Annotated in this window: 28 protein-coding genes; 25 read left to right on the forward strand and 3 right to left on the reverse strand. The window is 67.8% G+C overall.

The genetic code is table 11. From position 1 onward, the window contains the following. The first annotated feature begins 47 nt into the window (after positions 1–47). The 5 genes from M1L61_RS09875 to M1L61_RS09895 all read left to right on the forward strand — a co-directional run bounded on the left by M1L61_RS09875 (position 48) and on the right by M1L61_RS09895 (position 6,187). Complete coding sequence (locus M1L61_RS09875) at positions 48–3,149, forward strand: response regulator (protein WP_241875080.1); 3,102 nt, start codon at positions 48–50, stop codon at positions 3,147–3,149. Beyond that, positions 3,146–3,970, forward strand: coding sequence for a CheR family methyltransferase (locus M1L61_RS09880; protein WP_032127427.1), 825 nt, complete (start codon positions 3,146–3,148; stop codon positions 3,968–3,970). The genes M1L61_RS09875 and M1L61_RS09880 overlap by 4 nt, the downstream gene beginning before the upstream one ends. Then, complete coding sequence (locus tag M1L61_RS09885) at positions 3,970–4,545, forward strand: chemotaxis protein CheB (RefSeq protein ID WP_010482610.1); 576 nt, start codon at positions 3,970–3,972, stop codon at positions 4,543–4,545. Before M1L61_RS09880 ends, M1L61_RS09885 begins: the two co-directional genes overlap by 1 nt. After that, positions 4,542–5,675, forward strand: a complete 1,134-nt coding sequence (locus tag M1L61_RS09890; RefSeq protein WP_010482609.1) for a hybrid sensor histidine kinase/response regulator — start codon at positions 4,542–4,544, stop codon at positions 5,673–5,675. The genes M1L61_RS09885 and M1L61_RS09890 overlap by 4 nt, the downstream gene beginning before the upstream one ends. Positions 5,676–5,758: 83 nt before the next feature. Continuing rightward, positions 5,759–6,187, forward strand: a complete 429-nt coding sequence (locus M1L61_RS09895; RefSeq protein WP_057503553.1) for a BLUF domain-containing protein — start codon at positions 5,759–5,761, stop codon at positions 6,185–6,187. 3 nt (positions 6,188–6,190) lie between these two features. Here M1L61_RS09895 and M1L61_RS09900 read toward each other — a convergent pair whose 3' ends face one another. After that, complete coding sequence (locus M1L61_RS09900) at positions 6,191–6,511, reverse strand: metalloregulator ArsR/SmtB family transcription factor (RefSeq protein WP_126560427.1); 321 nt, start codon at positions 6,509–6,511, stop codon at positions 6,191–6,193. Positions 6,512–6,597: 86 nt separating this feature from the next. Between M1L61_RS09900 and M1L61_RS09905 the strand changes: the two genes are divergently transcribed. The 3 genes from M1L61_RS09905 to M1L61_RS09915 all read left to right on the forward strand — a co-directional run bounded on the left by M1L61_RS09905 (position 6,598) and on the right by M1L61_RS09915 (position 8,565). Next, positions 6,598–7,035: a YeeE/YedE thiosulfate transporter family protein gene (locus M1L61_RS09905; protein WP_126560429.1), complete on the forward strand. Its 438-nt coding sequence runs from the start codon at positions 6,598–6,600 to the stop codon at positions 7,033–7,035. Beyond that, positions 7,032–7,445 carry a DUF6691 family protein gene (locus M1L61_RS09910; RefSeq protein ID WP_043397189.1) on the forward strand — a complete coding sequence of 138 codons (414 nt, stop codon included), beginning with the start codon at positions 7,032–7,034 and terminating at the stop codon, positions 7,443–7,445. The genes M1L61_RS09905 and M1L61_RS09910 overlap by 4 nt, the downstream gene beginning before the upstream one ends. A 67-nt stretch (positions 7,446–7,512) precedes the next feature. Further along, positions 7,513–8,565, forward strand: a complete 1,053-nt coding sequence (locus M1L61_RS09915; protein ID WP_126560431.1) for a linear amide C-N hydrolase — start codon at positions 7,513–7,515, stop codon at positions 8,563–8,565. Here the strand turns inward: M1L61_RS09915 and M1L61_RS09920 are convergent. Next, a complete protein-coding gene (locus M1L61_RS09920; protein ID WP_099560677.1) occupies positions 8,562–9,341 on the reverse strand; it encodes a DUF6491 family protein in 780 nt (259 codons plus the stop codon). The two genes, M1L61_RS09915 and M1L61_RS09920, sit on opposite strands and share 4 nt — an antisense overlap. Before the next feature lie 81 nt (positions 9,342–9,422). Here M1L61_RS09920 and M1L61_RS09925 point away from each other — a divergent pair, with 81 nt between their 5' ends. The 6 genes from M1L61_RS09925 to thrC all read left to right on the forward strand — a co-directional run bounded on the left by M1L61_RS09925 (position 9,423) and on the right by thrC (position 16,327). Then, on the forward strand, positions 9,423–10,118 hold the full coding sequence (locus tag M1L61_RS09925) for an AraC family transcriptional regulator (RefSeq protein WP_248854674.1): 696 nt from the start codon (positions 9,423–9,425) through the stop codon (positions 10,116–10,118). Positions 10,119–10,284: 166 nt separating this feature from the next. Further along, a complete protein-coding gene (locus M1L61_RS09930) occupies positions 10,285–11,235 on the forward strand; it encodes a DMT family transporter (RefSeq protein ID WP_043397195.1) in 951 nt (316 codons plus the stop codon). 138 nt (positions 11,236–11,373) lie between these two features. Then, positions 11,374–11,508: a hypothetical protein gene (locus tag M1L61_RS23125; protein WP_283102633.1), complete on the forward strand. Its 135-nt coding sequence runs from the start codon at positions 11,374–11,376 to the stop codon at positions 11,506–11,508. 84 nt (positions 11,509–11,592) lie between these two features. Continuing rightward, entirely contained in the window at positions 11,593–14,097 is a 2,505-nt protein-coding gene (gene thrA / locus M1L61_RS09935; RefSeq protein ID WP_043397196.1) for a bifunctional aspartate kinase/homoserine dehydrogenase I, read from the forward strand. Continuing rightward, positions 14,094–15,008 carry a homoserine kinase gene (locus tag M1L61_RS09940; protein WP_043397198.1) on the forward strand — a complete coding sequence of 305 codons (915 nt, stop codon included), beginning with the start codon at positions 14,094–14,096 and terminating at the stop codon, positions 15,006–15,008. The genes thrA and M1L61_RS09940 overlap by 4 nt, the downstream gene beginning before the upstream one ends. 29 nt (positions 15,009–15,037) lie before the next feature. Next, the gene (gene thrC, locus M1L61_RS09945) at positions 15,038–16,327 is read left to right on the forward strand and encodes a threonine synthase (RefSeq protein ID WP_241885952.1); all 1,290 of its coding nucleotides are present in this window, start codon (positions 15,038–15,040) and stop codon (positions 16,325–16,327) included. Positions 16,328–16,456: 129 nt separating this feature from the next. Here the strand turns inward: thrC and M1L61_RS09950 are convergent, their stop codons facing one another. Continuing rightward, the gene (locus M1L61_RS09950) at positions 16,457–17,209 is read right to left on the reverse strand and encodes a helix-turn-helix domain-containing protein (protein WP_043397202.1); all 753 of its coding nucleotides are present in this window, start codon (positions 17,207–17,209) and stop codon (positions 16,457–16,459) included. 127 nt (positions 17,210–17,336) lie between these two features. Between M1L61_RS09950 and hisS the strand changes: the two genes are divergently transcribed. From hisS to hisIE, 11 genes are all read left to right on the forward strand, one after another. After that, entirely contained in the window at positions 17,337–18,734 is a 1,398-nt protein-coding gene (hisS, locus tag M1L61_RS09955; protein WP_248854675.1) for a histidine--tRNA ligase, read from the forward strand. Continuing rightward, a complete protein-coding gene (locus tag M1L61_RS09960; protein WP_043397206.1) occupies positions 18,731–19,027 on the forward strand; it encodes a hypothetical protein in 297 nt (98 codons plus the stop codon). The genes hisS and M1L61_RS09960 overlap by 4 nt, the downstream gene beginning before the upstream one ends. A gap of 415 nt (positions 19,028–19,442) precedes the next feature. Then, the gene (locus M1L61_RS09965; RefSeq protein ID WP_108754790.1) at positions 19,443–19,751 is read left to right on the forward strand and encodes a YerC/YecD family TrpR-related protein; all 309 of its coding nucleotides are present in this window, start codon (positions 19,443–19,445) and stop codon (positions 19,749–19,751) included. A 34-nt stretch (positions 19,752–19,785) separates the two neighbouring features. After that, positions 19,786–20,697, forward strand: coding sequence for an ATP phosphoribosyltransferase (gene hisG, locus M1L61_RS09970; RefSeq protein WP_019338500.1), 912 nt, complete (start codon positions 19,786–19,788; stop codon positions 20,695–20,697). Continuing rightward, a complete protein-coding gene (gene hisD / locus M1L61_RS09975; RefSeq protein WP_248854676.1) occupies positions 20,694–21,989 on the forward strand; it encodes a histidinol dehydrogenase in 1,296 nt (431 codons plus the stop codon). Before hisG ends, hisD begins: the two co-directional genes overlap by 4 nt. Further along, positions 21,986–23,080 carry a histidinol-phosphate transaminase gene (hisC, locus tag M1L61_RS09980; RefSeq protein ID WP_241888313.1) on the forward strand — a complete coding sequence of 365 codons (1,095 nt, stop codon included), beginning with the start codon at positions 21,986–21,988 and terminating at the stop codon, positions 23,078–23,080. The genes hisD and hisC overlap by 4 nt, the downstream gene beginning before the upstream one ends. Next, positions 23,077–24,150, forward strand: coding sequence for a bifunctional histidinol-phosphatase/imidazoleglycerol-phosphate dehydratase HisB (gene hisB / locus M1L61_RS09985; protein WP_159360073.1), 1,074 nt, complete (start codon positions 23,077–23,079; stop codon positions 24,148–24,150). Before hisC ends, hisB begins: the two co-directional genes overlap by 4 nt. After that, positions 24,147–24,749, forward strand: coding sequence for an imidazole glycerol phosphate synthase subunit HisH (gene hisH, locus M1L61_RS09990; protein WP_012480034.1), 603 nt, complete (start codon positions 24,147–24,149; stop codon positions 24,747–24,749). Before hisB ends, hisH begins: the two co-directional genes overlap by 4 nt. Beyond that, positions 24,746–25,480 carry a 1-(5-phosphoribosyl)-5-[(5-phosphoribosylamino)methylideneamino]imidazole-4-carboxamide isomerase gene (gene hisA, locus M1L61_RS09995; protein WP_126560908.1) on the forward strand — a complete coding sequence of 245 codons (735 nt, stop codon included), beginning with the start codon at positions 24,746–24,748 and terminating at the stop codon, positions 25,478–25,480. The genes hisH and hisA overlap by 4 nt, the downstream gene beginning before the upstream one ends. Next, positions 25,474–26,250 (forward strand): imidazole glycerol phosphate synthase subunit HisF, encoded by a 777-nt coding sequence (hisF, locus tag M1L61_RS10000; RefSeq protein WP_012480036.1) that lies wholly within the window; start codon positions 25,474–25,476, stop codon positions 26,248–26,250. The genes hisA and hisF overlap by 7 nt, the downstream gene beginning before the upstream one ends. Continuing rightward, positions 26,240–26,860, forward strand: coding sequence for a bifunctional phosphoribosyl-AMP cyclohydrolase/phosphoribosyl-ATP diphosphatase HisIE (hisIE, locus tag M1L61_RS10005; RefSeq protein ID WP_049436248.1), 621 nt, complete (start codon positions 26,240–26,242; stop codon positions 26,858–26,860). Before hisF ends, hisIE begins: the two co-directional genes overlap by 11 nt. The last annotated feature ends 51 nt before the right edge of the window (positions 26,861–26,911 follow it).

Raw genomic sequence — 26,911 nt, forward strand, 5'->3', positions numbered from 1 at the left:
CGACACGGGGTACCATCTCCCACCTTTATTTCCTGGAACCGACCTGCATGCGTCCTGGTGCGACCACGCGTGACCGCTGGATCTGGATGACCTCCGCCGTGCTGCTGGGGGCGACCATCGCCCTGGAACTGGTGGTTCCACTGGGCTATGCCGTCTGGCTGGCGTACTTCCTCGCTGTTGGCGTCACGCTGTTCCAGCGCAGTGCGCGCGCGCCGTTCATCGTGGCCGTCGTCGCCTGCGTCCTGTTGATCATTGGCTACAACGTCGCTCCGGCCAGCTCCAACTCGGCGTTCTCGCTGGTCAACCGAAGCATCGGCGGCTGTGCGTTCCTGATGATCGCGTTGATCGTCTCCCGCGCCATCCAGGCGCGGCGCGAAGCGATGCGGGCGCTGTGGCTGCAGGAAGCCGAGAACGCGGTGGCGATGAGCCTGCGCGGTGACCTGGGTCCGGAGCAGATCGCCGAGGCCGCGGCAACCAGCCTGGGGGCCCAACTGCAGGCGGATGTCGCCGCCGTCTACCGCCTGGAAGGGGGGCGACTGCAGCTGACCGGTGGCCTGGCATTGCCGTCCGGCATGCCGGCGTCGCTGGCATTGCAGGAGGGCGTGGCCGGGCAGGTGGCGCGGGACGAACGCATCCGCCACCTGCACGGGGGTGACGATTCGGTGCTTGAGCTGCAGACCAGCCTGGGGCGCTTGCCGGTGCGCGAGCGCATCCTGGCGCCGATCAGCAGCGATGGTGCGGTCGTGGGCATCGTTGAACTGGGACGCACCCGCGCCGGCGAACAGGATCGACTCGATGTCGAGCTGCTGGAGCGCTGTGCAGAGACCATCGGCATGGCGCTGCGCGCATCACTGCTGCGTGCACAGTTGGTGGTGCTGCTGGAGGAATCCCAGCGCCAGGGCGAGGAGCTGCAGGCCCAGCAGGAAGAGCTGCGTGTGGCCAATGAGGAACTGGAAGAGCAGAGCCGCAGCCTGCTGCAGTCGCAGAGCCATCTGGAAGAACAGCAGGCCGAGCTGGAACAGAGCAACGTCCAGCTGGAAGAGCGCACCCACGAGCTGGAGGCACAGAAGCAGGCGCTGCTGGTCGCGCAGAGCCAGCTGGTGCGCAACAGCAACGAACTGGCCGCCACCTCGCGCTACAAGTCCGAGTTCCTGGCCAACATGTCGCATGAACTGCGTACGCCGCTGAACAGCTCGCTGATCCTGGCCAAGCTGCTGGCCGACAACAAGGACGGCACGCTCACCGAAGAGCAGGTGAAGTATGCGCGCGCGATCCTGTCGTCCAACAACGACCTGCTGGCGTTGATCAACGACATCCTGGACCTGTCGCGCATCGAGGCCGGCCACGTCGAGCTGGCCGATGAAGTGGTGGTGACGGACAGCGTGCTGCAGCGCCTGCGCGAGACCTTCGAGCCGATGGCGCGGCAGAAGGGCCTGGCCCTGCAGATCGAGGCCGATGCGCTGGCGCCGAGCCAGCTGGTGGTCGACAGCCAGCGCCTGCAGCAGATCCTGAAGAACCTGCTGGCCAATGCGGTGAAGTTCACCGAGCATGGAAAGGTCAGCCTGCACGTGCGTGCGGGCGGCCAGGGCCGCATCCGGTTCGAGGTCTGCGACAGCGGTATCGGCATTGCCCGCGAGCAGTTGCAGGTCATCTTCGAGGCGTTCCGCCAGGCCGATGGCAGCACCCGCCGCCGCTACGGTGGCACCGGCCTGGGGCTGTCGATCTCGCGCGATCTGGCCGAGCGCATGGGCGGCAGCATCCAGGTCGACAGTGAACCGGGCCGCGGCAGCTGCTTCATCCTGGAACTGCCGTTGCAGGGTGCGCCCGCATCGAACGCCACTGACATCTCTGCGGCGCCCGTGGCGGCGCCCGCCACGGCCGCTGTGCCGGCGATGCCGGTACCTGCAGCGGCCGCGGTGGCGCCGACCACGACGGTGCCCAGCGTGGCCGATGACCGCGGTCGTCGCCAACGCGCTGGCCGCTTGATCCTGGCCGTTGAGGACGACGCCACGTTCGCCGAAGCACTGGTGGCCCTGGCCCATGAACTGGACTTTGACTGCGTGGTGGCCGGGACCGCCGAAGAGGCGCTGACCCTGGCCAGCGAACTGCGCCCGAACGGCATCCTGCTCGATATCGGCCTGCCGGACGTGTCCGGCCTGAGCGTACTGGAGCGCCTGAAGCGCAACCCCGATACCCGGCATATTCCGGTGCACGTGGTCTCGGCGATGGACCGCAGCCAGGTGGCGCGCGAGCTGGGCGCGATTGGTTTCGCGATCAAGCCAACCACGCGCGAGCGTCTGGTGTCGGCCATCGAGCAGCTGGAGCAGACCAGCCAGCGCGACGTGCGGCGTCTGCTGATCGTCGAGGACGACAGTGAGCTGCGCCACAACCTGGAACTGCTGCTGGGCCGTGATCAGCTGCAGATTGTCGCGGTGGGCACTCTGGCCGGTGCGCTGGAGCAGCTGAGCACGGTCACGTTCGACTGCATGGTGATGGACCTGTCGCTGCCCGACGGCAGTGGTTACGACCTGCTCGAGCACATGGCCGGCAACGATGATGTCGGCTTCCCGCCAGTGATCGTCTACACCGGCCGTGCGCTCAACCGCGAGGAAGAGCAGCGCCTGCGCCGCTACTCCAAGAGCATCATCATCAAGGGCGCGCGCTCGCCCGAGCGCCTGCTGGATGAAGTGACCCTGTTCCTGCACAGCGTGGAGGCCAGCCTGCCGACCGACCAGCAGCGCCTGCTGCGCGAGGCACGCCGCCGTGACACCGTGCTCGATGGACGCACCGTGCTGCTGGCCGAGGATGACGTGCGCAACATCTTCGCGCTGTCCAGCGTGCTCGAGCCGCTGGGCGTGACGCTGGAGATCGCGCGCAACGGCCAGGAAGCGGTGGATCGCCTGGCCGAGCGCGACGTCGACCTGGTGCTGATGGACATCATGATGCCGGAGAAAGATGGCTTGGCCGCGATGCGCGAGATCCGCGCGCAGCGTCACCTGCAGGACCTGCCGATCATCGCGTTGACTGCCAAGGCGATGCCCGATGATCGTGAGCGCTGCCTGCAGGCCGGTGCCAACGACTACATCGCCAAGCCCATCGACGTCGACAAGCTGGTCTCGCTGTGCCGGGTCTGGTGCTCGCGGCAATGAACGAACAGGCCCTGTTCGACCTGGAACTGAAGGTCCTGCTGGAGGCGCTGTACCAGCGTTACCACTACGATTTCCGCAGCTATGCGGTGTCATCGCTGCGCCGGCGCATGCGCCAGGCGATGCAGCGCTACGAGTGCGAACGGCTGGTCGACCTGCAGTACCGGCTGCTGCACGAGCCGGAACTGTTCGCCCAGGCCATGCAGTTCTTCACCGTGCAGGTCTCGGAGATGTTCCGTGACCCCGCGTACTTCCGTGAGCTGCGTGAGCAGGTGGTGCCAGTACTGCGTACCTATCCCTCGGTGAAGTTGTGGGTGGCCGGTTGCAGCACCGGTGAGGAAGTGTGGTCGCTGGCGATCCTGCTGCACGAAGAGGGCCTGCTTGATCGCAGCATCGTCTATGCCACCGACATCAATCCGGCCGCGCTGGCCACCGCCGAGGCGGGTGCCTATGGCATCGACCGGATGGCCCAGTTCAGCCGCAACTACCTGGCTGCCGGTGGCACGGCGTCGCTGTCCGACTACTACGCCACCGCCTACGATGGTGCGGTGTTCGACCGCCAGCTGCGTCGCAACGTGGTGTTCGCCGACCACAGCCTGGCCACCGATACCGTGTTCTCCGAAGTGCACCTGGTGTCGTGCCGCAACGTGCTGATCTATTTCAACCGCGATCTGCAGGACCGCGCCGTCGGCCTGTTCCGCGAAGCGCTGGTGCACCGTGGCTTCCTTGGCCTGGGCAGCAAGGAGTCGCTGCAGTTCGGGTGTCACCATGACGCCTTCGAAGTCTGTTCGCGCGAGCATCGCCTGTACCGGAAGGTGGCCTGATGGCGTTGCCGGCGCGTCCAGCCGTGCTGGTGATCGGCGCGTCCGCCGGTGGCGTAGCCGCCCTGCAGGCGGTACTTGGTGCACTGCCGGGCACGCTGCCGGTACCGGTACTGGCCGTGCTGCACCTGCCGCGTGACCGTACCAGCCGCATCGCCGAGGTGCTGGCGCCGTACTGCGCGTTGCCGGTGCGCGAAGCCGAAGACAAGCAGCCGTTGCAGCCGGGCACGGTGACGTTCGCGCCGCCGGATTACCACCTGCTGGTGGAGGACGAGGGATCGGTGGCGTTGTCGGTGGATGCGCCGGTGCTGTTTTCCCGTCCGGCCATCGATCCACTGTTCGACTCCGCTGCTGCAGTGTTCGGCGGGCAGGTATTGGCCCTGCTGCTGACCGGTGCCAGCAGCGATGGCAGTGAAGGCGTGGCTGCGGTGCGCGCCGCCGGTGGCCGTGCCTGGCTGCAATGTCCCGAGGAGGCCGAGGCGTCGATGATGCCGGCTTCCGCCCTGCAGCATGCCGGCGCCGATGCCGTGCTGCCCCTTGAACTGATGTGTCGCCGCCTGAAGGAGTTGTTTGCATGAACCTGTTGCCACCGGACCCTGCGCAGCCGCAGACCCCGGTCAACCTGCTGATCGTCGATGACGTGCCGCAGAACCTGGTAGCCATGCAGGCCCTGCTGCAGCGAGAAGGGGTCAACCTGCTGCTGGCCGGCTCGGGTGCGCAGGCGCTGGAGTTGCTGCTCGAGCACGAGGTGGCATTGGCCCTGCTTGACGTGCACATGCCGGAGATCGATGGCTTCACCCTGGCCGAACTGATGCGCGGTTCGCATCGCAGCCGCGACGTGCCGATCATCTTCCTGACCGCCTCCCCGGATGATCCCCTGCGCGTGTTCAAGGGCTACGAGAGCGGCGCGGTCGATTTCCTGCACAAGCCGGTGGCGCCGCAGGTGATCCTGAGCAAGGTCAATGTCTTCATCGAACTGTACCAGCAGCGGCAGCTGCTGAAGGCGCGCAACGAGGCACTAGAACGCGCGCTCAAACTCAACGAAACGATGGCCGCGGTACTGACCCACGACCTGCGCACGCCGCTGTCGGCCATCCTGCTGTGTGCCGACAAGCTGGCGCTGGATCTTCCCGAAGACAACACTGGCGCGCAGCAGACGCTGCAGTACCTGGAGGCCAGCACCCTGCGCATGGCACGCATGGTCGAGCAGTTGCTGGACTTCTCGCGGATCCGCAGCGGCGGCCTGCGCCTGCAGGCCAGTGCCTGCGACCTGGCCGACGTGACCCGCGCGGTGGTGGCTGAGGCGGGCAGTGCGCATGGGGCAGGCCGGATCCATCTGGACATGCACGGTGATACGCGGCTGCAGGGCGATCTGGACCGTCTCGGCCAGGTTGCCGCCAATCTGGTCGGTAATGCGCTGACCCACGGCAGCGAGGCGAGGGTGGAGGTGGACGGGCGCGACCCCCGCAGCGTGCTGTTGCGTGTGAGCAACGCCGGCCGGATCGACGACGCGCTGCTGCCGCGGTTGTTCGAGCCGTTCAAGGCCAGCTTCCACCAGAGCAAGGGCCTGGGGCTGGGTCTGTACATCGTCGATCAGTTCGTGCGCGCGCATGGGGGGCGTATCGCCGCGCGCAACGAGGCCGGGCAGGTGGTCTTCGAAGCCCTGCTGCCGAGGCGCGTCGAGGGGCTGCCTGCAGCAGCAACCTGAATTCTTCAGGAAACGCCCGCGGGTGTTGAGACGGACTCGTCCGCAACTGCTACCGTGGGTGTACATCTTGTCAAGGAAGCACCATGCCACTGCGTGCCATCGCCTATGTCAGCCAGGCGCTGCCGGATCTTTCCGCTGAACGGTTGCGGGCGCTGGTCGACGATGCAGCCCGCTTCAACAAGATGGCGGGCGTGACCGGTGTGCTGCTGCATGACGGCGGGCGATTCCTGCAGTACATCGAGGGGCCGCCGGACGGTATCGATTCGGTCTATGAGCGCATCCTGCAGGCTGGCAGCCACATCGACATCATCGAACTTGCGCGCGGCCGCCTCGGTCAGCGCCAGTTTCCGTACTGGTCGATGCGCGCGTTGCCGGTGGAAGAGGCGCTGCTGCGCCAGCTGTCATCCAGCGACTGGTCGGGTTTTACCCGTGCCCTCCAGGGCGATCGTTCCGCGCCGACGCCGGTGGATCTGCTCGACAACGTCGTGCAGCCAGTCCTGCACGCCGGCTGAGCGTCAACGCGAGGTGCCGCCGCAGTAGGCGGCATGCAGCGCCTGCAGCACGCCCAGTGCGGGCCCTTCAATCACGCGGTAGTGGACCGCCTGTGCTTCGCGCCGGGTCGCAACGATCTCCATCGCCCGCAGCACCGCCAGATGCTGCGAAAGCGCCGATGCACTCAGGGCGGTCAACTCCTGCAATTCCGCTACCGGCGCCTCACCTTCGACAAGGCGGCACAACACGCGCAGCCGCGCAGGATGGGCCAGGCTTTTGAGCAGCGCTGCGGCCTGGGTGGCATGCTCGGCCATCGCGGCGCTGTCGAGCGGGGGGCGGGCCATGGTTGACCTGTGGATTTAGAAAAAGCTAATTTAGAAAAATCTAAATCAAAAGGCAAGCGAATGTACGGAATGGGCGGAGGCAGGTCATGACCCTGCCGTGGGCCGCGGTGGCGGGGGGCGCATTGATCGGTGCGGCGGCGGTGGTGCTGCTGGCAACCACGGGCCGGGTGGCCGGCATCAGTGGCATCACTGCTGGCAGTGTGCGTGCCGCGCCAGGTGAGCGAGGTTGGCGCTGGGCGTTCCTGCTCGGCCTGCTGGCTGCTGCAGGGTTGGTGATGTGGTGGCAGGCCGCGCCAGGGCAAGCGCCCCGCGCCCTGCTGCGTGATGCCTTGCCGGCGTGGCAGCTGGTCGGTGCCGGCCTGTTGGTCGGCTTCGGTACGCGGTTGGGCAATGGCTGCACCAGTGGTCACGGGGTCTGCGGCCTGGCCCGCGGCTCAAAGCGGTCGCTGCTGGCGGTGCTGGTGTTCATGGCCTGCGCGATGCTGACCACGTTCCTGATCCGTCACGGCGGAGGCTTGGCATGAGCCGCGCGATGGTGGCCGCCGGTGCGGCAGGCGCGCTTTTCGGCGCAGGCCTGGCGTTGGCCGGCATGACCGATCCGCGCCGCATCCTCGGTTTCCTCGACATCGCCGGCGATTTCGATCCTACCTTGGCCTGGGTGCTGGCCTCTGCACTGCTGGTCAGCGCGGTTGGCCAGCGCTGGGTGCTGCGGCGCGCGCGTCCGTCCTGCGCAACGCGCTTCCAATTGCCCGCTGCGCGCGGTGTCGATCTGCGCCTGGTGCTGGGCGCGGCGTTGTTCGGCATCGGCTGGGGCTGGGCAGGCTATTGCCCGGGCCCTGCCATCGCCGGGCTGGCGGTGGGATCGCGCGAGGCGCTGTGGTTCGTGCCGGCGATGCTTGCAGGTTTCTGGCTGCACGATCGCGCGGTCCGCTGAGGCTTCACCGCTGTGTCACCCTGCATGGGGTCATATCCATGGATCACGGGGAAAGGAGCGCAACGACATGGCACGGATGAAGTGGAAGGAAAAGGCACTGCTTGCGGTCGCACTGGCCGCCGCAGCAGCACCAGCGCTGGCCTGCACGCGTGCGGTGTACCTAGGCGACAACGGCGATGTGATCACCGCGCGCTCGATGGACTGGAAGGTCGATGTAGCGACCAATCTCTACGTGCTGCCGCGCGGTATCGCACGCAGCGGCCAGGCAGGCCCGAAGTCGCTGGCGTGGACCGCGCGCTACGGTTCGGTGGTGGCCACCGGCTACGACGTATCGACCACCGATGGCATGAACGAAAAGGGCCTGGTGGCCAACCTGCTGTGGCTGGTCGAGTCGGAGTATCCGCAGCAGCGAGGCAACAAGCCGGGCCTGGCCATCTCGCTGTGGGCGCAGTATGTGCTGGACAACTTCGCCACCGTGGAGGAGGCGGTCACCGCGTTGAAACGCGAGCCGTACGCGATCGTCACCGACAAGGTGCCCGGCGAAGATCGACAGGCGACGCTGCACCTGTCGCTGTCCGATGCCAGCGGCGACAGCGCCATCGTCGAGTACATCGGCGGTCGCCAGGTGATCCACCATGACCGGCGCTATCAGGTGATGACCAACTCGCCGATCTTCGAGCAGCAGCTGGCCCTCAACAGTTACTGGCAGCAGATCGGCGGCACGGTGATGCTGCCGGGTACCAACCGCTCCGCTGACCGCTTCGCGCGCGCCTCGTTCTACATCAACGCCATTCCCAAGGCCGAGGATCCGGTGGTGGCGCTGGCCAGTGTGTTCAGCGTGATCCGCAACACCTCGGTGCCGTACGGCATCACCACGCCGGGCGAGCCGAACATCTCATCCACACGCTGGCGCACCGTGGCTGACCACAAGCGGCGGCTGTACTTCTTCGAATCGGCGCTGACCCCGAACACCTTCTGGGTCGATCTGAACAAGGTCGATTTCGGCGGCAAGGTGCTCAAGCTCGATCTCGGCCCGGACCAGCGCAATACCTTCGCTGGCGATGCACTGGGTCACTTCGTGCCCAGCGCACCGTTCACCTTCCTCGGCGTCGACGGTTAGTTCGACGCCTGGCTGGAGGCCGGGTAGACCGCCTGGATCGCGCAGCTGCCGCGGGTGTACTGCGGCAGCGGGGCGATGCTCTCACTGCGCAGATCGTCTGTCTCGAACTCGGCAGCCATGATCCGATCGCCGGGATTGCCGCAGATCAGGCCATTCTGCAGGCCCGAGTGGAAGCTCAGCTGCGGCGCGCGGTCGAGCTGGCGGCAGTGGCTGCCGAGTTCGACCCGGTAGTAGCGATGGCCACCATTACGGTGCGGATTGGTCTCCACCAGCATGCCCTGCGGGTCGGAGGACCAGGCGCGCACGTTGCGCGTGGCAAAGCAGTAGGACGGCGAGCCGCCGAAGCTGCGGCGTACCTCCTTGCGTTCGCGGATGGTCACGGCGGGCAGGGTGGCCGTGCGCAGGCGGTCGCTGTCGCGGGCGACGCTGGCGTAGTCACGATCCTGCAGCGGGGTGACCGCGCTGATGGCGCATCGGCGGCCGTCGACCACGACGCGTTCGCTGGGGCGGCCGCAGGCCCAGCCGGCGGGGGCTTCCAGCTTCAACGAGGTGGCACCGCGGACGCCGGGACAATCTTCGTTGAAGTCGATCCGATAGGCCTGGCCGGAGGCGGCGCGCAGTGCGATCGAGCGCGGTGATGCCTGCTCCACTTCCTGTACGCCGACAGCGTCCATGCAGTGCGGGGCCGGTGGCGTACGCTCCTGTGCGGAGGCCGAAGCTGCGAGCATCAGGCCGAGGCTGGTGGCCAGCACCAGGGACACCTGCTGATGGGTCATGTCCTGCACTCCCTGCGTTGGATGACGGATCGACTATAGCAGCGGTTTGCACGGCCGTTGTTACACGCGCACACTGCACGGATGGGCGCCATCTTCCATCTGCGGCACTACGGGCAGGCCACTGGCCTGGACCGCCATGACTACGCGCAGTGGGTGCTGCCGCTGCAGGGTGAGCTGCACTTCGAGATGGAAGGGCGCGGTGGTCGGCTGGACCTGCTGCAGGGGGCTTTTGTTGCCGCCGGCGAAGCGCATGACCAGATGGCTGACGGTCCCAATGGGTTCGTGATCGTTGACTGTCCTCCGGGCGTGCTCGATGACGGCACGCAGGAGCATCTGTGCCGGCAGCGCTGGCTGCATCTGCCGCTGGCATTGCGTCGGCGCCTGGCCGAGGTGCAGGCAGGGCAGCCGATGCCGGCGCTGCTGCCGCAGTTGCTGCAGGTATTTGCACCTGCTGGCAGTGGCGCGCGCATGCAGGGCCTGTGTGCGGCGGTGCAGGCCGACCCCGGGCGTGCGTGGCCGGTGGCGCGCATGGCTGCGTTCGTCGGGGTCAGCGAGAGCCGGTTGCACGCGCTGTTCCAGCAGGAGTTCGGGCTCAGCCCGCAAGCCTGGCTCAGTGCGTGCCGGTTGCGCTGGGCCAAGCATCGGTTGCGCACCAGCACGGCGCCGATCAGCGATATCGCGCTGGCCGCAGGCTATTCCGAGCAGAGCGCACTGACCCGTGCGCTGCGCCGCGAGTGTGGCCAGACCCCGGCCGCGTGGCGCAGGAGCGCCGGCTGATCTGTAGAGCCGAGCCCACGCTCGGCTGCCCTTATCTGCACAAGGGCGAATCGCAGCCGAGCATGGGCTCGGCCCTACAGAGGTGACAAGGCAGTAGCCTCGGTCAAGAGCGCCCACCGGCCAGCGCTTACACTGCGCGGCCCGTTCTCTCCCCCGAAGAACCCGAATGCGCAACAACCCGATGGCCCTGGGCATCGCCAATGGCGTTGCCGCCGGCGCACTGTGGGGCGTGGTTTTCCTCGCGCCCGCCGTGCTGCAGTCGTTCAACGCCCTGCAACTGTCGGCCGGTCGTTATCTGGTCTACGGCCTGATCGCCGTAGCCCTGCTGCTGCCGCGATGGAAGCGGCTGGCGCCGCGGCTGGGCCGCGCCGAATGGATCGGCCTGCTGTGGCTGAGCCTGGCCGGGAACCTGGTGTATTTCCTGTTGCTGGCCACGGCGGTGCAGTGGGCCGGTGGCGCGGCAGCGTCCTTGATTGTCGGCCTGATTCCGGTGGTGGTCACTCTGGTTGGCGTGCGCGAGCAGGGGGCGGTGCCGCTGAGGCAGCTGCTGCCGGCGCTGGGCCTGTGCGTGCTCGGCGTGGGACTGGTTGGCTGGGAAGCACTGATGTCCGAGCACCTGGCAACCCCGTGGCGGCAGCGTCTGATTGGCCTGCTGTGTGCGTTTGGCGCGCTGTTCTCATGGGCGTTGTACTCGATCGGCAACAGCCGCTGGCTGGCGCGCCGACCGGATCTGTCCAGCCACGACTGGTCGCTGCTGACCGGCGTGACGACTGGCGGCCTGGCCCTGCTGCTGGTGCCGATGGCCTTCATCGGTCACACCGGCGGGCACACAGCGGCACAGTGGAGTGGTTTCTGGGCGATCAGCGCCGGTGTGGCAGTGGTGGCCTCGATCCTCGGCAACGCATTCTGGAACCGCGCCAGCCGCCTGCTGCCGCTGACCCTGACTGGCCAGATGATCGTGTTCGAGACTTTGTTCGCGCTGCTGTATGCCTTCGCCTGGCAGCAGCGCTGGCCGACGCTGCTGGAGGCGCTGGCAATCGTGTTCCTGGTAGCCGGCGTGATGCTGTGTGCGCATGCCCACCGCACACCGCGGGCGATCGCCGAACATGCCGGCTGAATGCGGAAGTCATGGGTGCTGATGCCGGCTTGGTCTCAGATGCAACCAAATGCCCCCACGTTGGCCGATGATCGCCGCAATGGTTTTTTGCATCGCAGCACTTGACAGCCGCCCGGCGCGCAGTGTTTTCTGTACGCCATGGTTCTTGATGCCGCCCACGCCAGCCTGATCGCCCCCGCCACCGCGGGCCGTTCGACTGCGCCGGTCGCCACCACCACCATTACCACCACCACCGTCACCATTGCCCTGGTGCGGCCCGTCGTCTTCGTGTAACTCCCGAAAACCACGGCCCCGCACCATACAGGTGGCGGGGAAACTCGACACCTGCATGCGACGGGGCCTCCTACCGAGGTCTGCATGTCTTCCCACGCCCCCGCTCATCCCGTTGCCCCGGACGACCTGGCTGCACCGTCCATTGTCGTGCACAAGTTCGGTGGCACCTCGGTGGCCGATGCCGAACGTTACCGCCATGTTGCCGGCCTGCTGCTGGCCCGTCCCGAATCGCTGCAGGTCACTGTCGTCTCGGCGATGAAGGGCGTCACCGACGCGCTGATCGAGCTGGCCCAACTGGCGGCCAAGGGTGATGAAAGCTGGCGTGAAGCCTGGCATGCGCTGCGCGCGCGACATCGCGGCGCTGCCGTGGCGCTGTTGGGCGAGCAGGTGGGCGAGACGGTCGAATGGATCGACGCCCGCTTTGATCAGCTGGCCGAAGTGCTGGCCGCGCTGGCGGTGATCGGTGAACTGCCGCGCGAGGTCCTGGACCGCGTGCAGGGCCTGGGCGAAGTGTTCTCCGCGCAGCTGCTTGGCACCCACCTGCGGGCGTTGGGCGAAGAGTGTGCGGTGCTCGATGCGCGTGATGTGCTGGTGGTCGGGCACGGTGAACTGGGCGTGGATGTCGACTGGGAAGCCAGTGCCGACCGCCTGGCCAAGTGGCGTCTGCAGCACCCGCAATCGCGCCTGGTTGCCACCGGATTCGTCGCGCGTGATCGCGATGACCGTATCACCACCCTCGGCCGCAACGGCAGCGATTACTCCGGCGCGATCTTCGCCGCGCTGTTCAACGCCGATGAACTGCACATCTGGACCGATGTTGACGGCGTGCTGTCGGCCGACCCGCGGCTGGTGCCTGAAGCCGTGCAGCTGGAATCGCTGAGCTACGACGAAGCCTGCGAACTGGCCTACTTCGGTGCCAAGGTGGTGCATCCGCAGACGATGTCGCCGGCGATCCGCCTGGGCCTGCCGATCTTCATCCGCAACACGTTCCAGCCGGCGCATCCGGGTACGCGCATCAGTGCCGAGCGCTCGCCACGCGGGCCAGTGAAGGGCCTGACCCTGAGCCCCGGGCTGGCCCTGCTGAACCTGGAAGGCACCGGCCTGATCGGTGTACCCGGTACGGCCGAGCGCGTGTTCGCGGCCCTGCGCCAGGCACAGGTGTCGGTGGTGATGATCTCGCAGGGTTCGTCGGAGCATTCGATCTGCTGCGTGGTGCGTGCTGCTGAAGCGGCGCGTGGCCGCGAGGCGCTGCTGCACGCGTTCGCGCACGAGTTGTCGGTCGGTCAGGTGCAGCGCGTGCAGGTCAGTGAGGGCGTCAGCGTACTGGCGGCGGTGGGTGACGGCATGGCCGGCCAGCCGGGTGTGGCCGCACGCCTGTTCGAGGCACTGGGGCGTGCGCAGGTGAACATCCTGGCGATCGCACAGGGTTCGTCCGAACGCAACATCTCGGTGGCGGTGGACAGCGCCGATGCGACCCGTGCGCTGCGCGCGGCGCATGCCGGTTTCTGGCTGTCGCCGCAGACCTTCGCGGTGGGTGTGATCGGGCCGGGCAATGTCGGTGCCGCACTGCTGGACCAGCTGCTGGCGGCCCGCCCGCAGCTGCTGGCCAAGGCCAATGTCGACCTGCGCCTGCGTGCACTGGCCTCACGCTCGCGCATGCGGTTGGAAGTGGACGGCCTGCACGCCGACTGGCGGGAGGCTCTGCAGGACGCCGGCGAGTGCAGCGATCTGGATCGCTTCACCGAACACCTGCTGGCCGCGCACCTGCCGCATGCGGTGGTGATCGACTGCAGCGGCAGCGCCGAGGTGGCCGAGCGCTACGAGGGCTGGCTGGCGGCCGGCATCCATGTGGTCACCCCGAACAAGCAGGCCGGGGCCGGGCCGCTGCCGCGCTACCAGCGCATCCGCGCCGCGGCGGCGGCAAGTGGCGCACGCTTCCGCTACGAGGCTACGGTGGGTGCAGGCCTGCCGGTGATCACCACGCTGCGTGATCTGGTTGATACGGGCGACGAGGTGCTGGCGATTGAAGGCATTTTCTCCGGCACGCTGGCCTGGCTGTTCAATCGTTTCGACGGCAGCCAGCCGTTCTCGCAGTTGGTGGCGCAGGCGCGGTCGATGGGCTACACCGAACCGGACCCGCGTGATGATCTGTCCGGTGTGGACGTGGCGCGCAAGCTGGTGATCCTTGCCCGCGAAGCCGGCCACGCACTGAGCCTGGAACAGGTACAGGTGGAAAGCTTGGTGCCGGCGCTGCTACGCGACGGCAGCGTGGATGACTTCATGGCGCGGCTGGGCGAGTCCGATGCCAGCCTGCTTCAGCGCCTGCAGGACGCGCGGGCGCGTGGCGCGGTGCTGCGCTACGTGGCGCAGCTAGGTGCCGACGGCGCCTCGGTGGGCCTGCAGGAACTGCCCGCCGATCACGCCTTCGCCAACCTGCGGCTGACCGACAACGTGGTGCAGTTCCGCACCCGTCGATACTGCGACAACCCGCTGGTGGTGCAGGGGCCCGGCGCCGGACCGGAAGTGACCGCCGCGGGCGTGTTCGCCGACCTGCTGCGGGTGGCCGCCGGCGAAGGAGCGCGCCTGTGATCGCACGTGCGTTCGCGCCTGCCTCGGTGGCCAACGTGGCGGTGGGCTTCGACATTCTTGGTCATGCCATTGCCGGAGTTGGCGATACCGTGAGCGTGCGCCGCATCGATGAGCCGGTGGTGCGCATCGATGCGATACGTGGCAGTGCGGTCGAGCTGCCACTGGATGCGGCTGGAAACACCGCAGGTGCTGCGCTGATGTCGCTTCGCGCAGGGCTGGCCCTGGACTTCGGATTCGCGGTGGAGATTGACAAGGGCATTCCATTCGGTTCCGGCATGGGCGGCTCGGCAGCGTCGTGCGTCGCTGCGCTGGTCGCCGCCAATGCACTGCTGGATGCGCCGCTGACGCGCGAGGCGCTGTATCCATTTGCGCTGGATGGCGAGGCGGTGGCCAGTGGTGGCCGTCACGGTGACAACGTGGGGCCATTGCTGCTGGGCGGGCTTGCACTGTGCACGGCCGACCGCCTGCTGCCGATTCCGGTACCGGCTACCTGGCACAGCCTGCTGGTGCATCCGCACGCGGTCCTGGAAACACGCCGCGCACGCCAGGCGCTGCAGGGCAGCTATGCGCTGGGTGAATTCGTGGCACAGAGTGCGAACCTTGCGCTGGTACTCAGTGGCTGCCATCGCAGCGACGCCGCGCTGGTCCGCGCAGGCCTGCGCGATGTGCTGGTGGAGCCTCGCCGCGCCGGCCTGATTGCGGGCTTCGAGGCCGCCCGCGATGCGGCGCTGTCTGCGCATGCGATGGGCGCGGGCATTTCGGGCGCTGGCCCCAGCGTGTTCGCCTGGTTCGAGGACGCCGACCAGGCCCGCGCCGCTGCCGCACCGGTGCAGGCGGCATTCGCCGCCGCCGGTTTCGACAGCGATGCCTGGGTGTCGCCGCTGGATGCACCGGGAGCCCGCTTGTGCTGAATCCTTCCCCTTTACTGGATACCCAACCCATGCAATTTGTTTCGACCCGCGGCCAGTCCCCGGCCGTCGGCCTCAGTGCGGCGATCGCTGCAGGATTGGCGCCCGATGGTGGGCTGTATGTTCCGCAGGTGCTGCCGGCGCCACGTGAGCTGCAGGCCGGCGCAACGCTGGCCGATACCGCCGCCGATCTGCTGGCACCGTTCTTCGCAGGTGATGCTCTGGAGGCAGCGCTGCCTTCGATCTGCCGCGAGGCGTTCGACTTCCCGGTGCCACTGCGTGCACTCGGCGACGGCGACCATGTGCTGGAGCTGTTCCATGGGCCGACGGCGGCGTTCAAGGATATCGGTGCGCGCTTCCTGGCCGGAACGCTGTCGCGGCTGCAGGCCGGTAAGGACCGCGACCTGACCATTGTTGTCGCCACCTCCGGCGATACCGGTGCCGCCGTTGCTGCGGCCTTCCATCGCCAGCCCGGCGTGCGCGTGGTGGTACTGTATCCGGATGGCCGCGTGTCACCGCGCCAGGCGCACCAGCTCGGTTGTTTCGGCGACAACATCCAGGCGCTGCGCGTGGCCGGTGCCTTCGACGACTGCCAGGCCATGGTCAAGCAGGCGCTGGCTGACCGCGAACTGCAGGCACAGGTGCCGCTGAGCTCGGCCAACAGCATCAGCCTGGGCCGCCTGCTGCCGCAAATGAGCTACTACGCGCATGCGGCACTGACCCATCATGCTGAAACCCGTCGCCGGCTCAACCTGGTGGTGCCGACCGGCAATCTTGGCAACGCAATGGCTGCGGTGCTGGCGCGTGCGCTGGGCGTGCCGATCGGACAGATCGTGCTGGCCACCAATGCCAATGTGGTACTGCCAGCGTACTTCAGCGGCGGCGACTACCAGCCGCAGGCCAGTGTGGCCACCGTGGCCAATGCAATGGACGTTGGGGCGCCAAGCAACTTCGAACGCCTGCGCTGGCTTTACCACGGAGATGATGCCGAGCTGCGCGCTGCGTTCCGTGCGTTCGCGGTGGACGACGTGACCATCCGCGCCACGATTGCCGCAGCGTATGCCAGCAGTGGCGAACTGTTCTGCCCGCACACTGCGACGGCGGTGAAGGTGCTGCAGGACCTGCGCGCGCGTGGTGCCAAGGGTGACTGGGCGGTGGTGGCTACCGCCCATCCGGCCAAGTTCGAGGCTGTGGTCGAACCGTTGATCGGCGAACCCGTGGCCGTGCCGCCTGCATTGGATGCGTTGTTGCAGCGGCCGGCGCACGCCGAACCTTTGGCCGCCGATTACGCGGCGTTGCGTGAGGTGTTGGCTCCCATGTAGAGCCGAGCCATGCTCGGCTGTTGTTCGCGCACGGCGCGATGAGTCGAGCATGGCTCGACTCTACAATGCGCTTCGCGCAACACGGGTAGTGCCGGCCGCTGGCCGGCAACCCCATGAACTGCGAAACCCTCAGATCAACCCTTCACCCGCCAGCGTGCGTAGCCCGTCCTCGTCGAGGATCTCCACCACGTTCAGGTGGGGCAGGGCAATCAGCCCCTGCTGGCGCAGCTTGGTGAAGGTGCGGCTGACCGTTTCCATGGTCAGGCCCAGGTGGTCGGCGATGTCGCCGCGGCCCATTGGCAGCGACACGCGCAGGCCGTCGCCACCCAGCTTGGCCTCGCGTGCAGCCAGGCGCAGCAGGAAATCGGCCAGTTTTTCGGCAGGCTGCAGGCGTGCGAGTGCCAGCGCAGCATCCTGTGCGGCATCCAGTTCCTGGCAGGCGCGCTGCAGCAGCTTGCGCTCCAGGTGCGGGAAGCGGCTGCGCAACGCCTTCATCTGTGGCAGCGCAACGCGGCATACCCGGCTGTCGGCGATGGCCTCGATGTCGTAGCGGTGGTGGTCGCTGCCGCTCAGGCCCAGGTAGTCGCCGGGCAGCACGAAGCCGTTGATCTGGCGGCGGCCGTCGGCCAGGGTGCGCACCAGGCGCAGTGCGCCGCCGGTCAATGTATAGACATGGTCGCGCTCTTCACCGGTGCGGGCCAGCGTGCTGCCCATGCTGACCTGCTGCGATACGGTGACCTGTTCCAGCGCCTGCACTTCATCGGGCGACAGCGCCGAGCACACCGCAAGGTGGCGAACCGAGCAGTGCAGGCAGTCCAGCGTGGCGCAGGACGGCGAGGCGGGATCGTTGGTGGCGGGCGGAGCGCCGGAAGGCCGGGACATGTTGCGGGGGCGTATCGCGGGCGAGGGAGGGCCTTATGATACTTCAAGCGGCCGTTCGACCCTGCCCGAGGCGGGGGCGCTAGAATGTCGCCCCCTCCCACGTCCCGTTCCAGCAGGAGTTCCGCCCGTGATCAAGCCCCGTACCCCGCCCGGCACCCTTGAACTGCTGCCGCGCGAGCAGATTGCGTTCCAGCGCATGCTGGACGTGATCCGCCGCAACTACGAGCGCTTCGGGTTCCTGCCGGTGGAGACGCCGGTGTTCGAGCTGTCCGACGTGCTGCTGACCAAGTCCGGCGGCGAGACCGAGCGCCAGGTGTATTTCGTGCAGTCCACCGGTGCGCTGGCCAACGCCGCCGAATCGGGTGACCGTTCGCTGCCGGAAATGGCGCTGCGCTTCGACCTGACCGTGCCGCTGGCGCGCTATGTGGCCGAGCACGAGCACGAACTGACCTTCCCGTTCCGTCGCTACCAGATGCAGCGCGTGTACCGTGGCGAGCGTGCCCAGCGCGGCCGTTTCCGCGAGTTCTACCAGTGCGACATCGACGTGATCGGCAAGGACAGCCTGAGCGTGCGTTACGACGCCGAAGTGCTGGCGGTCATCCACGCGGTGTTCTCGGAACTGCGCATCGGTGACTTCAGCATCCAGCTGAACAACCGCAAGCTGATGCGCGGCTTCTTCGAAAGCTTGGGCGTGGCCGAAGGCGAGCGCCAGCTGGCGGTACTGCGCGAAGTGGACAAGCTGGACAAGCGCGGTGCCGATTACGTGCGCGAGACGCTGGTGGGCGAGGGCTTCGAGATTCCGGCCGAGCAGCTCGAGAAGATCCTGGCCTTCGTGGCCGTGCGTTCGCAGGGTCATGCCGATGCGCTGGCGCAGCTGGCCACGCTTGAAGCCGACGCCGGTTCTTCGGAGATCCTGCGTACCGGTGTTGCCGAACTGCGCGAAGTACTGCAGCTGGTGCAGGCGCTGGGCGTGCCGGAAACCGCGTACTGCCTGAACTTCTCTATTGCGCGCGGCCTGGACTACTACACCGGCACCGTCTACGAGACCACGCTGACCGATCACCCGCAGATCGGCTCGATCTGCTCGGGCGGCCGCTACGAAGACCTGGCCAGCCACTACAGCAAGTCGAAGCTGCCGGGCGTGGGCATTTCCATCGGCCTGTCGCGCCTGTTCTGGCAGCTGCGCGAAGCGGGCCTGATCGACGGCATCGAAGCCAGCAGCGTGCAGGCGCTGGTGGCGCTGATGGACGAGCAGGGTATGCCGCAGTCGCTGGACATCGCGCGCCGCCTGCGCGCCGGTGGCATCAATACCGAAGTGCAAATGGAACCGAAGAAGATCGGCAAGCAGTTCCAGTACGCCGCCAAGGCCGGCATCCGCTTCGTGGTGCTGGCCGGTGAGGACGAGCTGGCGCGCGGCGTGGTGGCGGTGAAGGACCTGTTGCGCGAGCAGCAGTTCGAAGTCTCCCGCGACGAGCTGGCCAGCACCCTGCAGGTGGAGCTGGAGCAGTCGCGGGTCATGGCGTGAAGCGTGCCGCCGCAGGGGCGCTGACGCTGCTCCTGCTGGCGGGTTGCCAGAGTGATCCGGCGCTGCGCAGCACCCGGATCGGCCCGGCCCAGTACCAGCTGGTGGTTGATCGCTGCCATGTGATCGACCGGGCGCAGCTTGAGCAGGATCTGCAGGCCCTGGCCACGCGGACGTGCCCGCGCGGGGCAGGGAGGCTGCAGAACCTGCAGTCTCATCCCAGCCGACAGGGCAGCCTGTTCGGCGAATGCCTGCGGCGCGGTGCGCTGCAGGCGAAGGTCCACTGCCAGCCCTGAGCGTCGCCAGCGTATTGATTTCAAAGTAGAACGCCCACCTTTGGTGGGCGTTCTGCGTTTATGGGAAAGAGCAGTCGAGCATGGCTCGACTCGATAAAAGCCGGTTCCGATCAGCTTTCCAGCGAGATCCGCCAGATCGCAGCCAACTGTCGAAGGCGGGGAGGGTCCGGTGGCAGGGGTGTGAGCGGCATGGATGCCGCGACCAAGCCCCCATGGACGGGTTTACGGCGCCCCCTGCCACCGGACCCTCCCCGCCATCCCACGGAATGCAGGCCTTTGCTGTTGCACTGGCTTTTGTTTCTGCGGGTGCAGGGCGCAGCCATGCCGTATCCCCCCCAACCCTCGATTTGACGCACCGCGCAAGAATGCGCTAATGTACTAACGCGCTATTACATTGACGCAAGAGATCCGCCCCGTGAAAGCCCGCCCCGACATTGCCGCCAAAGACCCGCAGGCCGACCTGGACGCACTGGCCCAGGCCTTTGCCGCCCTGCGCGCCCCCGACGAAGTGGCGGCCTTCCTGCGCGACCTGTGCACCCCCGCCGAACTGGAAGCCATGGCCGACCGCTGGAAGGTGGTGCCGCTGCTGCAGCAGGGTGTGCCGTACCGCGAGATCCACGAGCGCACCGGCGTCAGCGTGACCACCACCGGACGGGTGGCACGCACGCTCGAGCATGGCCATCGAGGCTATGCCGCCGCCATCGACCGCCTTGCTTCGCGCTGACCCGCGCCCCGTTCCGAACTTCGAGACCTCCCCCATGAGTGCAACCCAGGCAGCGCCGGCACGAGACCGGTTGCGTATCGCCATCCAGAAGAGTGGCCGGCTGGCCGAGCCCGCTCGCAACCTGCTCAGTGCCTGCGGCCTGAGCTGGCGCGAAAGCCGCGACAAGCTGTTCTGCTACGGCGAATCGCTGCCGGTGGACCTGCTGCTGGTGCGCGATGACGACATCCCGGGCCTGATCGCCGACGGCGTCTGCGACCTCGGCATCGTCGGCCGCAACGAGCTGGATGAACAGGCCGCGGCCCGCCGTCAGATCGGCCTGCCCGATGCCTACCAGGCGCTGCGCGGGCTGGGCTTCGGCCAGTGTCGGCTGATGCTGGCGGTGCCTGAGGAATGGCAGTGGCAGGGCCCGGCGCAGCTGGCCGGCACCCGCATCGCCACCAGCTATCCGGCCATCCTCAAGCAGTGGCTGGATGAGCAGGGCGTGGATGCACAGGTGGTCGAGCTGTCCGGTTCGGTGGAGATCGCGCCACGCCTCGGTACCGCAGACCTGATCTGCGACCTGGTCTCCAGCGGCGCCACGCTGCGCGCCAACCAGTTGACCCCGGTGCACAACCTGCTCGACAGCGAGGCGGTGCTGGCGGGCGCGGTGCGGGTGCCGGATGACGCACGCGCGTCGCTGCGGGCGATGCTGCTGCGCCGTCTCGACGGCGTGGTGCAGCGCCAGGACCGCAAGCTGCTGATGTTCCGTGCCAGCGAAGATCGCGTCGACGCGCTGGCGCAGCTGCTGGCCGATGCCGAGCCGCTGGTGCGGCTGCCGGCCGATGGCGGCGCGCTGCGCCTGCAGACCATGTGCCCCGGGCCGTTGAGCTGGCAGCGCATGGAGGAACTTGAGCGCGCGGGTGCGCAGGGCCTGATGGTGTTGAGCGTGGAGCGGTCGCTGGCATGAACCGTCTGATCTGGTTCCGACTTGATGAGGCTGCGCGCAGCGCGGCATTGACCCGCCCGGTGCAGACCGTGGCGCAGCAGACCCGCGATGTCGTGGCGGCCCTGATCGCGCAGGTGCGTGCACAGGGCGACGATGCGCTGCGTGCGATCACCGCGCGCTTCGATGGTGTCGAGCTGGCCTCGCTTGAAGTTTCCGAAGCCGAATTCGCCGCTGCTGAAGCGGCCGTGCCCGCCGAACTGCGCCAGGCGATGGTGGACGCCGCCGAGCGCATCGCGCGCTTCCACGCCGCCGGCATGGGTAAAGGCTATGCAGTTGAAACCGCGCCGGGCGTGGTCTGCGAACGCATGCTGCGCCCGATCGGCCGGGTGGGCCTGTACGTACCTGCTGGCAGCGCGCCATTGCCGTCCACTGCGTTGATGCTGGGCGTTCCGGCGCAGTTGGCCGGTTGCCCGCAGGTGGTGCTGTGCACGCCGCCGCGCGCCGACGGCAGCGCCGATCCGGCAGTGCTGGTAGCCGCGCGCCTGACCGGCGTGCAGCGCGTGTTCAAGTTGGGCGGCGCGCAGGCGATCGCCGCGATGGCCTATGGCACCGCCAGCGTTCCGGCCTGCGACAAGCTGTTCGGGCCCGGCAACAGCTTCGTCACCGAAGCCAAGCAGCAGGTCGCGCAGGATGGCGCCGCCGCCATCGATATGCCGGCCGGTCCGTCGGAAGTGCTGGTGATTGCCGATGCGGGCGCCAATCCGGCGTTCGTCGCCGCCGACCTGCTGTCGCAGGCCGAGCACGGCCCGGATTCACAGGTGCTGCTGTTGACCGACGATGCCGCGATGCTGGCGGCGGCCGAGGCGGAAGTGGAGCGCCAGGTGGCCCTGCTGCCGCGCCAGCAGATCGCACGCCAGGCGCTGTCGGCCTCGCGCCTGATCCAGGTCGATTCGCTGGAGGAAGCCTTCGCGATCAGCAACCGCTATGCGCCCGAGCACCTGATCCTGGCCCTGCGCGACCCGCGCGCGTGGCTGGACCAGGTGCAGGCGGCCGGCTCGGTGTTCCTGGGGGACTTCACCCCCGAAGCACTGGGCGACTACTGCAGCGGCACCAACCACGTGCTGCCCACCGCGGGTGCCGCACGTGCCTACAGCGGCGTGAGCGTGGCCAGCTTCCAGAACCTGATCAGCGTGCAGAGCGCCAGCGCCGCCGGCCTGGCCGCAATCGGTGGCTGCGCACGCATCATCGCCAGCGCTGAAGGCCTGGACGCGCACGAACGTGCGGTTGCCCTGCGCATGGAGGCCGCCGCATGAGCGCCGCCATTGATGACGTGCTGGCACTGGTGCGCCCGGATCTGCAGGCGTTCGCTGGCTACAGCTCGGCGCGCAGCGCGGCGGTGCAGGGCGAGGTCTGGTTGAACGCCAATGAGTCGGCCTGGGCCAATCCGGCCGATGCTGATGGCAGCAGCCGGCGCTATCCCGAACCGCAACCGCTGGCGCTGCGTGAAGGCCTGGCCGCACTGTATGGCGTGCAGCCGCAGCAGCTGCTGGTCGGGCGGGGCAGTGACGAGGCGATCGATCTGCTGGTGCGCGCGCTGTGCGTGCCCGGTCGTGATGGCGTGCTGGTCACGCCGCCGGTGTTCGGCATGTACGCCGTGTGTGCGCGGTTGCAGGGCGCCCCGCTGATCGAAGTGCCGCTGGTGGACGGCGAGGATGGACTGCGCACCGATCTGGATGCGGTGATCGACGCGGCCAAGGCGCAGGGTGCCAAGCTGGTGTTCCTGTGTGCGCCGTCGAACCCGGCCGGCAGTGACATCGCCCTGGATGAGGTCGAGCGCGTGGCGGTTGCGCTGCGCGGGCAGGCGCTGGTCGTGGTGGACGAGGCCTATGTCGAGTATGCACAACGGCCGTCGGCGACCACGTTGCTGGTCGCGAACGCCAATCTGGCGGTGCTGCGCACGCTGTCGAAGGCGCACGCGCTCGCGGCCGCCCGCATTGGCACGCTGATCGCTGCCCCGGAGCTGATTGCCCTGCTGCGTCGCTGCCAGGCGCCGTACCCGGTGCCGACGCCGTGCGCGGAACTGGCCGTGCAGGCACTGCAGCCGGCCGCGCTGGCACGCACCGCCGAGCGCGTGACCACGGTGATCGCCGAGCGCGAGCGCCTGTTCACGGCGCTGCCGGGCCTGCCTGGCGTTCGTCGCGTGTACCGCTCGTCCGGCAACTACCTGCTGGTCCGCTTCGCCGATGCCCAGGCCGCGTTCGATACGCTGCTGGCTGCGGGCGTGGTGGTGCGCGACCAGCGCGCCGCGCCGCAGCTGGGTGATGCGCTGCGCATCAGCATCGGCAGCCCCGAAGAGAATGACCGCGTGCTTGCGGCCCTGTCGGCGCGGAGGGCCGCAGCATGACCCCGATCCTGTTCATCGACCGCGACGGTACCCTCATCGAGGAGCCGTCCGATTTCCAGATCGACGCCTACGAGAAGCTGCGCTTCGTGCCGCAGGTGATCCCGGCGCTGCTGAAGCTGCGGGATGCCGGCTACCAGTTCGTGATCGTCACCAATCAGGATGGCCTGGGCAGCGACAGCTACCCGCGTGCCAGCTTCGATGGCCCCAACGAGCTGATGCTGCAGATCTTCGAAAGCCAGGGCATCACCTTCCGTGACGTGCTGATCGACTGCAGCTGGCCGCAGGACAATGCGCCCACGCGCAAGCCAGGCATCGGCCTGATGACCGCCTACCTGCAGGACCGCAGCATCGACTGGGCGCGTTCGGGCATGGTGGGGGACCGTATCACCGACCTGCAGTTCGCCGACAACCTCAACATCCGTGGCTTCCAGCTGCGCACCGAACAGTTCGGTGGCGAGTGGGACTGGCCGGGCATCGCCCACGCGCTGGCCGACGCGCCACGCACCGCAGTAGTCCAGCGCAATACTAAGGAAACGAAGATCCGCGTTGAGCTGGACCTGGATCGTGCCGGCGATGCACGCATCTCCACCGGCCTGCCGTTCTTCGACCACATGCTTGAACAGATCGGCAAGCATGGTGGCTTCGCGCTGGACATCCAGGCCGAGGGTGACCTGCACATTGACGAGCACCACACCATCGAAGACACCGGGCTCGCATTGGGCCAGGCCCTGCGCGAGGCGCTGGGCGACAAGCGCGGCATTGGTCGCTACGGTTTCACCCTGCCGATGGACGAGACGCTGGCCAGCGCGGCACTGGATTTCAGCGGCCGGCCGTACTTCGTGTTCGAAGGTGAGTTCAAGCGTGAGCGCGTGGGCGATATGCCGACCGAGCTGGTGCCGCACTTCTTCCGCTCGCTGTGCGACGCCAGTGGCCTGAACCTCAACCTGCAGGTGCGCGGCGACAACGATCACCACAAGGTCGAGGCCTGCTTCAAGGCGCTGGCGCGTGCGCTGCGTCCGGCGTTGGCCCGGCAGGGCACCGCGCTGCCTTCCACCAAGGGGGCGTTGTGAGCGACGTCGCGCTGATCGATGCCGGCGGTGCCAACCTGGGCTCGGTGCGCTATGCATTGGAGCGTCTGGGTGCGACGGTGCGGCTGGTGCGCGATGCGGACGGCCTGATCGGCGCGCAGCGGGTGATCCTGCCCGGTGTCGGCGCCGCCGGTCCCGGCATGCAGCGCCTGCACGCGCAGGGCCTGGTGGAATCGCTGCAGCGACTGGAGGTGCCGCTGATGGGTATCTGCCTCGGCATGCAGCTGCTGTTCGAACGCTCCGAGGAAGCGGGTGTGGAGACACTGGGGCTGATTCCCGGCGTGGTGCGCAAGCTGGTGCCGGCCTGCGGCATCCGTGTGCCGCACATGGGCTGGAACCGGCTGCTGCCGCTGCGCGAATCGCTGCTGCTGCGCGGTGTGCCGGAGCGCGCCAGCGCCTACTTCGTGCACAGCTATGCGGCACCACTCAATACCCACACTGTCGCTGCCTGCGACCACGGTGGCCTGTTCACTGCCGTGGTGGAGCAGGGGCGTTACTACGGCGCACAGTTCCACCCCGAGCGCTCCGGCGAGACCGGCTCGCTGATGCTGCGCAACTTCCTCGAGGGCACGGCTGCATGAGTTTCATCGTTTACCCCGCGCTGGATATCCGCGATGGCCGCGTGGTGCGGCTGCGCCAGGGCGACTACGCGCAGGAAACCACCTATGGCGACGATCCATTGCCACGCGCGCAGGCCTTCGCCGCGCGAGGTGCGCAGTGGATGCATCTGGTCGACCTGGACGCTGCACGCGCCGGTGGCTACACGCTGGCACCGCTGCTGTCGTCGATCCGCGCGCAGACGCCGCTGCAGGTGCAGACCGGTGGTGGCGTGCGCGGCCGCGCCGATGTAGCGCGCATCCTCGATGCCGGCGCGGGCCGCGTGGTGGTCGGTTCGCTGGCCGTGCGTCGTCCCGATGAAGTGGTCGGCTGGCTGGAGGAATTCGGCGCCGATCGCATCACCATTGCGCTGGACGCTCGTCAGGATGCGCAGGGCCAATGGCAGCTGCCGGTGCACGGCTGGACCGAGAACGCCGGGGTAACCCTGGATGAGCTGGCGCAGCGCTACGCGCGCGCCGGCATGCGCCACCTGCTGTGCACCGACATCGCCCGCGACGGCATGCTGGCCGGGCCCAACATCGGCCTCTACCAGCACCTGTCGGGCTTGCTGCCGGGTGTGGCGGTGCAGGCTTCCGGCGGCATCCGTGACGTGGCCGACGTTGCCGAAGCGCGACGTGCAGGCTGCGGTGGCGCGATCCTTGGCAAGGCGCTGCTGGAGCAGCGCATGGACCTGGCGGAGGCACTGGCATGTTGAGCCGGCGCATCATTCCGTGCCTGGACGTGCGCGATGGCCGCGTGGTCAAGGGCGTGCGTTTCCGCGACCACGTCGACATGGGCGATATCGCCGAGCTGGCGCAGCGCTACCGTGACCAGGGCGCCGACGAGCTGGTGTTCTATGACATCGGCGCCAGCCCCGAGGCGCGCTCGGTGGACGTGGCCTGGATCGAGCGCATCGCGCGGCTGATCGACATTCCGTTCTGCGTGGCCGGTGGCATCGACAGCGTGGAAACCGCGCGTCGCGTGCTGTTCGCCGGTGCCGACAAGGTGTCGATCAACTCGCCGGCGTTGGGCCGTCCGGAACTGATCACTGAACTGGCCGACGAGTTCGGCGTGCAGTGTGTAGTGGTCGGTGTCGATTCGGTACGCGAGACCGATGGACAGTGGCGGGTGCGCCGCTTCAGCGGGGACCCGGACAAGACCCAGGCGGTGCCACTGCGCACCCTGGACTGGATTGTCGAGGCGCAACGGCGGGGCGCCGGTGAGATCGTGCTGAACTGCATGGACAGCGATGGCGTGCGCCGTGGCTACGATGTCGTGCAACTGCAACAGGCGCGGGCACTGTGCCAGGTACCGTTGATCGCCTCTGGCGGTGCCGGCGCGATGGAGCACTTTGCCGAAGCCTTCGACCAGGCCGACGTCGACGGCGCGCTGGCGGCCAGTGTGTTCCACAGCGGTGCCATCGCCATTCCGGAATTGAAGCGCTACCTGCGCGGACAGCAGATCGAGGTGCGGGATGTCTATTGAAATCAGGCCGTCCTTGGACGCGTTGCAGGCGCTGGACTGGGGCAAGGGCGACGGCCTGCTGCCGGCGGTGGTGCAGGATGCCGATACCCTGCAGGTGCTGATGCTGGGCTATGTCAGCGCAGAGTCGCTGGCGGCCACGTTGGCCATCGGCCACATGACTTTCTTCAGCCGCAGCAAGCAACGGTTGTGGACCAAGGGTGAGCAGTCCGGCAACGTGCTGGTGGTGCAGTCGATCAGCGTCGACTGCGATGCCGATACGTTGCTGGTGATGGCACGTCCCGCCGGGCCGACCTGCCATACCGGCGCCGAGAGCTGTTTCGACCAGGCGCCGAAGGACTTCCTGGGCGGGCTGGGCCAGCTGGTGGCGATGCGCGAGGCACAGCGGCCACCGGGCAGCTACACCACCAGCCTGTTCGAGGGCGGCATCCGCCGCATCGCGCAGAAGGTGGGCGAGGAGGGCGTGGAGACCGCCCTGGCGGCGGTGGCGCAGGACGATGAAGCGCTGCTGGGCGAGGCATCGGACCTGCTGTACCACCTGCTGGTGCTGCTGCGCGCGCGTGGTTTGTCGCTGGAGGATGCGCGGGCGGTGCTGGAAAAGCGCCATCGTTGAGGAAGGCGTGCGGACCAGCGGTCCGCATCCACCTTTGCAATGCAGCCGAGC

Source organism: Stenotrophomonas sp. NY11291, assembly GCF_023277365.1.
Lineage (GTDB): Bacteria > Pseudomonadota > Gammaproteobacteria > Xanthomonadales > Xanthomonadaceae > Stenotrophomonas > Stenotrophomonas geniculata.

Coding starts and splice junctions, on each gene's coding strand:
- M1L61_RS09875 (WP_241875080.1), top strand. CDS start 48: ATGCGTCCTGGTGCGACCACGCGTGACCGCTGGATCTGGATGACCTCC.
- M1L61_RS09880 (WP_032127427.1), top strand. CDS start 3,146: ATGAACGAACAGGCCCTGTTCGACCTGGAACTGAAGGTCCTGCTGGAG.
- M1L61_RS09885 (WP_010482610.1), top strand. CDS start 3,970: ATGGCGTTGCCGGCGCGTCCAGCCGTGCTGGTGATCGGCGCGTCCGCC.
- M1L61_RS09890 (WP_010482609.1), top strand. CDS start 4,542: ATGAACCTGTTGCCACCGGACCCTGCGCAGCCGCAGACCCCGGTCAAC.
- M1L61_RS09895 (WP_057503553.1), top strand. CDS start 5,759: ATGCCACTGCGTGCCATCGCCTATGTCAGCCAGGCGCTGCCGGATCTT.
- M1L61_RS09900 (WP_126560427.1), bottom strand. CDS start 6,511: ATGGCCCGCCCCCCGCTCGACAGCGCCGCGATGGCCGAGCATGCCACC.
- M1L61_RS09905 (WP_126560429.1), top strand. CDS start 6,598: ATGACCCTGCCGTGGGCCGCGGTGGCGGGGGGCGCATTGATCGGTGCG.
- M1L61_RS09910 (WP_043397189.1), top strand. CDS start 7,032: ATGAGCCGCGCGATGGTGGCCGCCGGTGCGGCAGGCGCGCTTTTCGGC.
- M1L61_RS09915 (WP_126560431.1), top strand. CDS start 7,513: ATGGCACGGATGAAGTGGAAGGAAAAGGCACTGCTTGCGGTCGCACTG.
- M1L61_RS09920 (WP_099560677.1), bottom strand. CDS start 9,341: ATGACCCATCAGCAGGTGTCCCTGGTGCTGGCCACCAGCCTCGGCCTG.
- M1L61_RS09925 (WP_248854674.1), top strand. CDS start 9,423: ATGGGCGCCATCTTCCATCTGCGGCACTACGGGCAGGCCACTGGCCTG.
- M1L61_RS09930 (WP_043397195.1), top strand. CDS start 10,285: ATGCGCAACAACCCGATGGCCCTGGGCATCGCCAATGGCGTTGCCGCC.
- M1L61_RS23125 (WP_283102633.1), top strand. CDS start 11,374: ATGGTTCTTGATGCCGCCCACGCCAGCCTGATCGCCCCCGCCACCGCG.
- thrA (WP_043397196.1), top strand. CDS start 11,593: ATGTCTTCCCACGCCCCCGCTCATCCCGTTGCCCCGGACGACCTGGCT.
- thrC (WP_241885952.1), top strand. CDS start 15,038: ATGCAATTTGTTTCGACCCGCGGCCAGTCCCCGGCCGTCGGCCTCAGT.
- M1L61_RS09950 (WP_043397202.1), bottom strand. CDS start 17,209: ATGTCCCGGCCTTCCGGCGCTCCGCCCGCCACCAACGATCCCGCCTCG.
- hisG (WP_019338500.1), top strand. CDS start 19,786: ATGAGTGCAACCCAGGCAGCGCCGGCACGAGACCGGTTGCGTATCGCC.
- hisD (WP_248854676.1), top strand. CDS start 20,694: ATGAACCGTCTGATCTGGTTCCGACTTGATGAGGCTGCGCGCAGCGCG.
- hisC (WP_241888313.1), top strand. CDS start 21,986: ATGAGCGCCGCCATTGATGACGTGCTGGCACTGGTGCGCCCGGATCTG.
- hisB (WP_159360073.1), top strand. CDS start 23,077: ATGACCCCGATCCTGTTCATCGACCGCGACGGTACCCTCATCGAGGAG.
- hisA (WP_126560908.1), top strand. CDS start 24,746: ATGAGTTTCATCGTTTACCCCGCGCTGGATATCCGCGATGGCCGCGTG.
- hisF (WP_012480036.1), top strand. CDS start 25,474: ATGTTGAGCCGGCGCATCATTCCGTGCCTGGACGTGCGCGATGGCCGC.
- hisIE (WP_049436248.1), top strand. CDS start 26,240: ATGTCTATTGAAATCAGGCCGTCCTTGGACGCGTTGCAGGCGCTGGAC.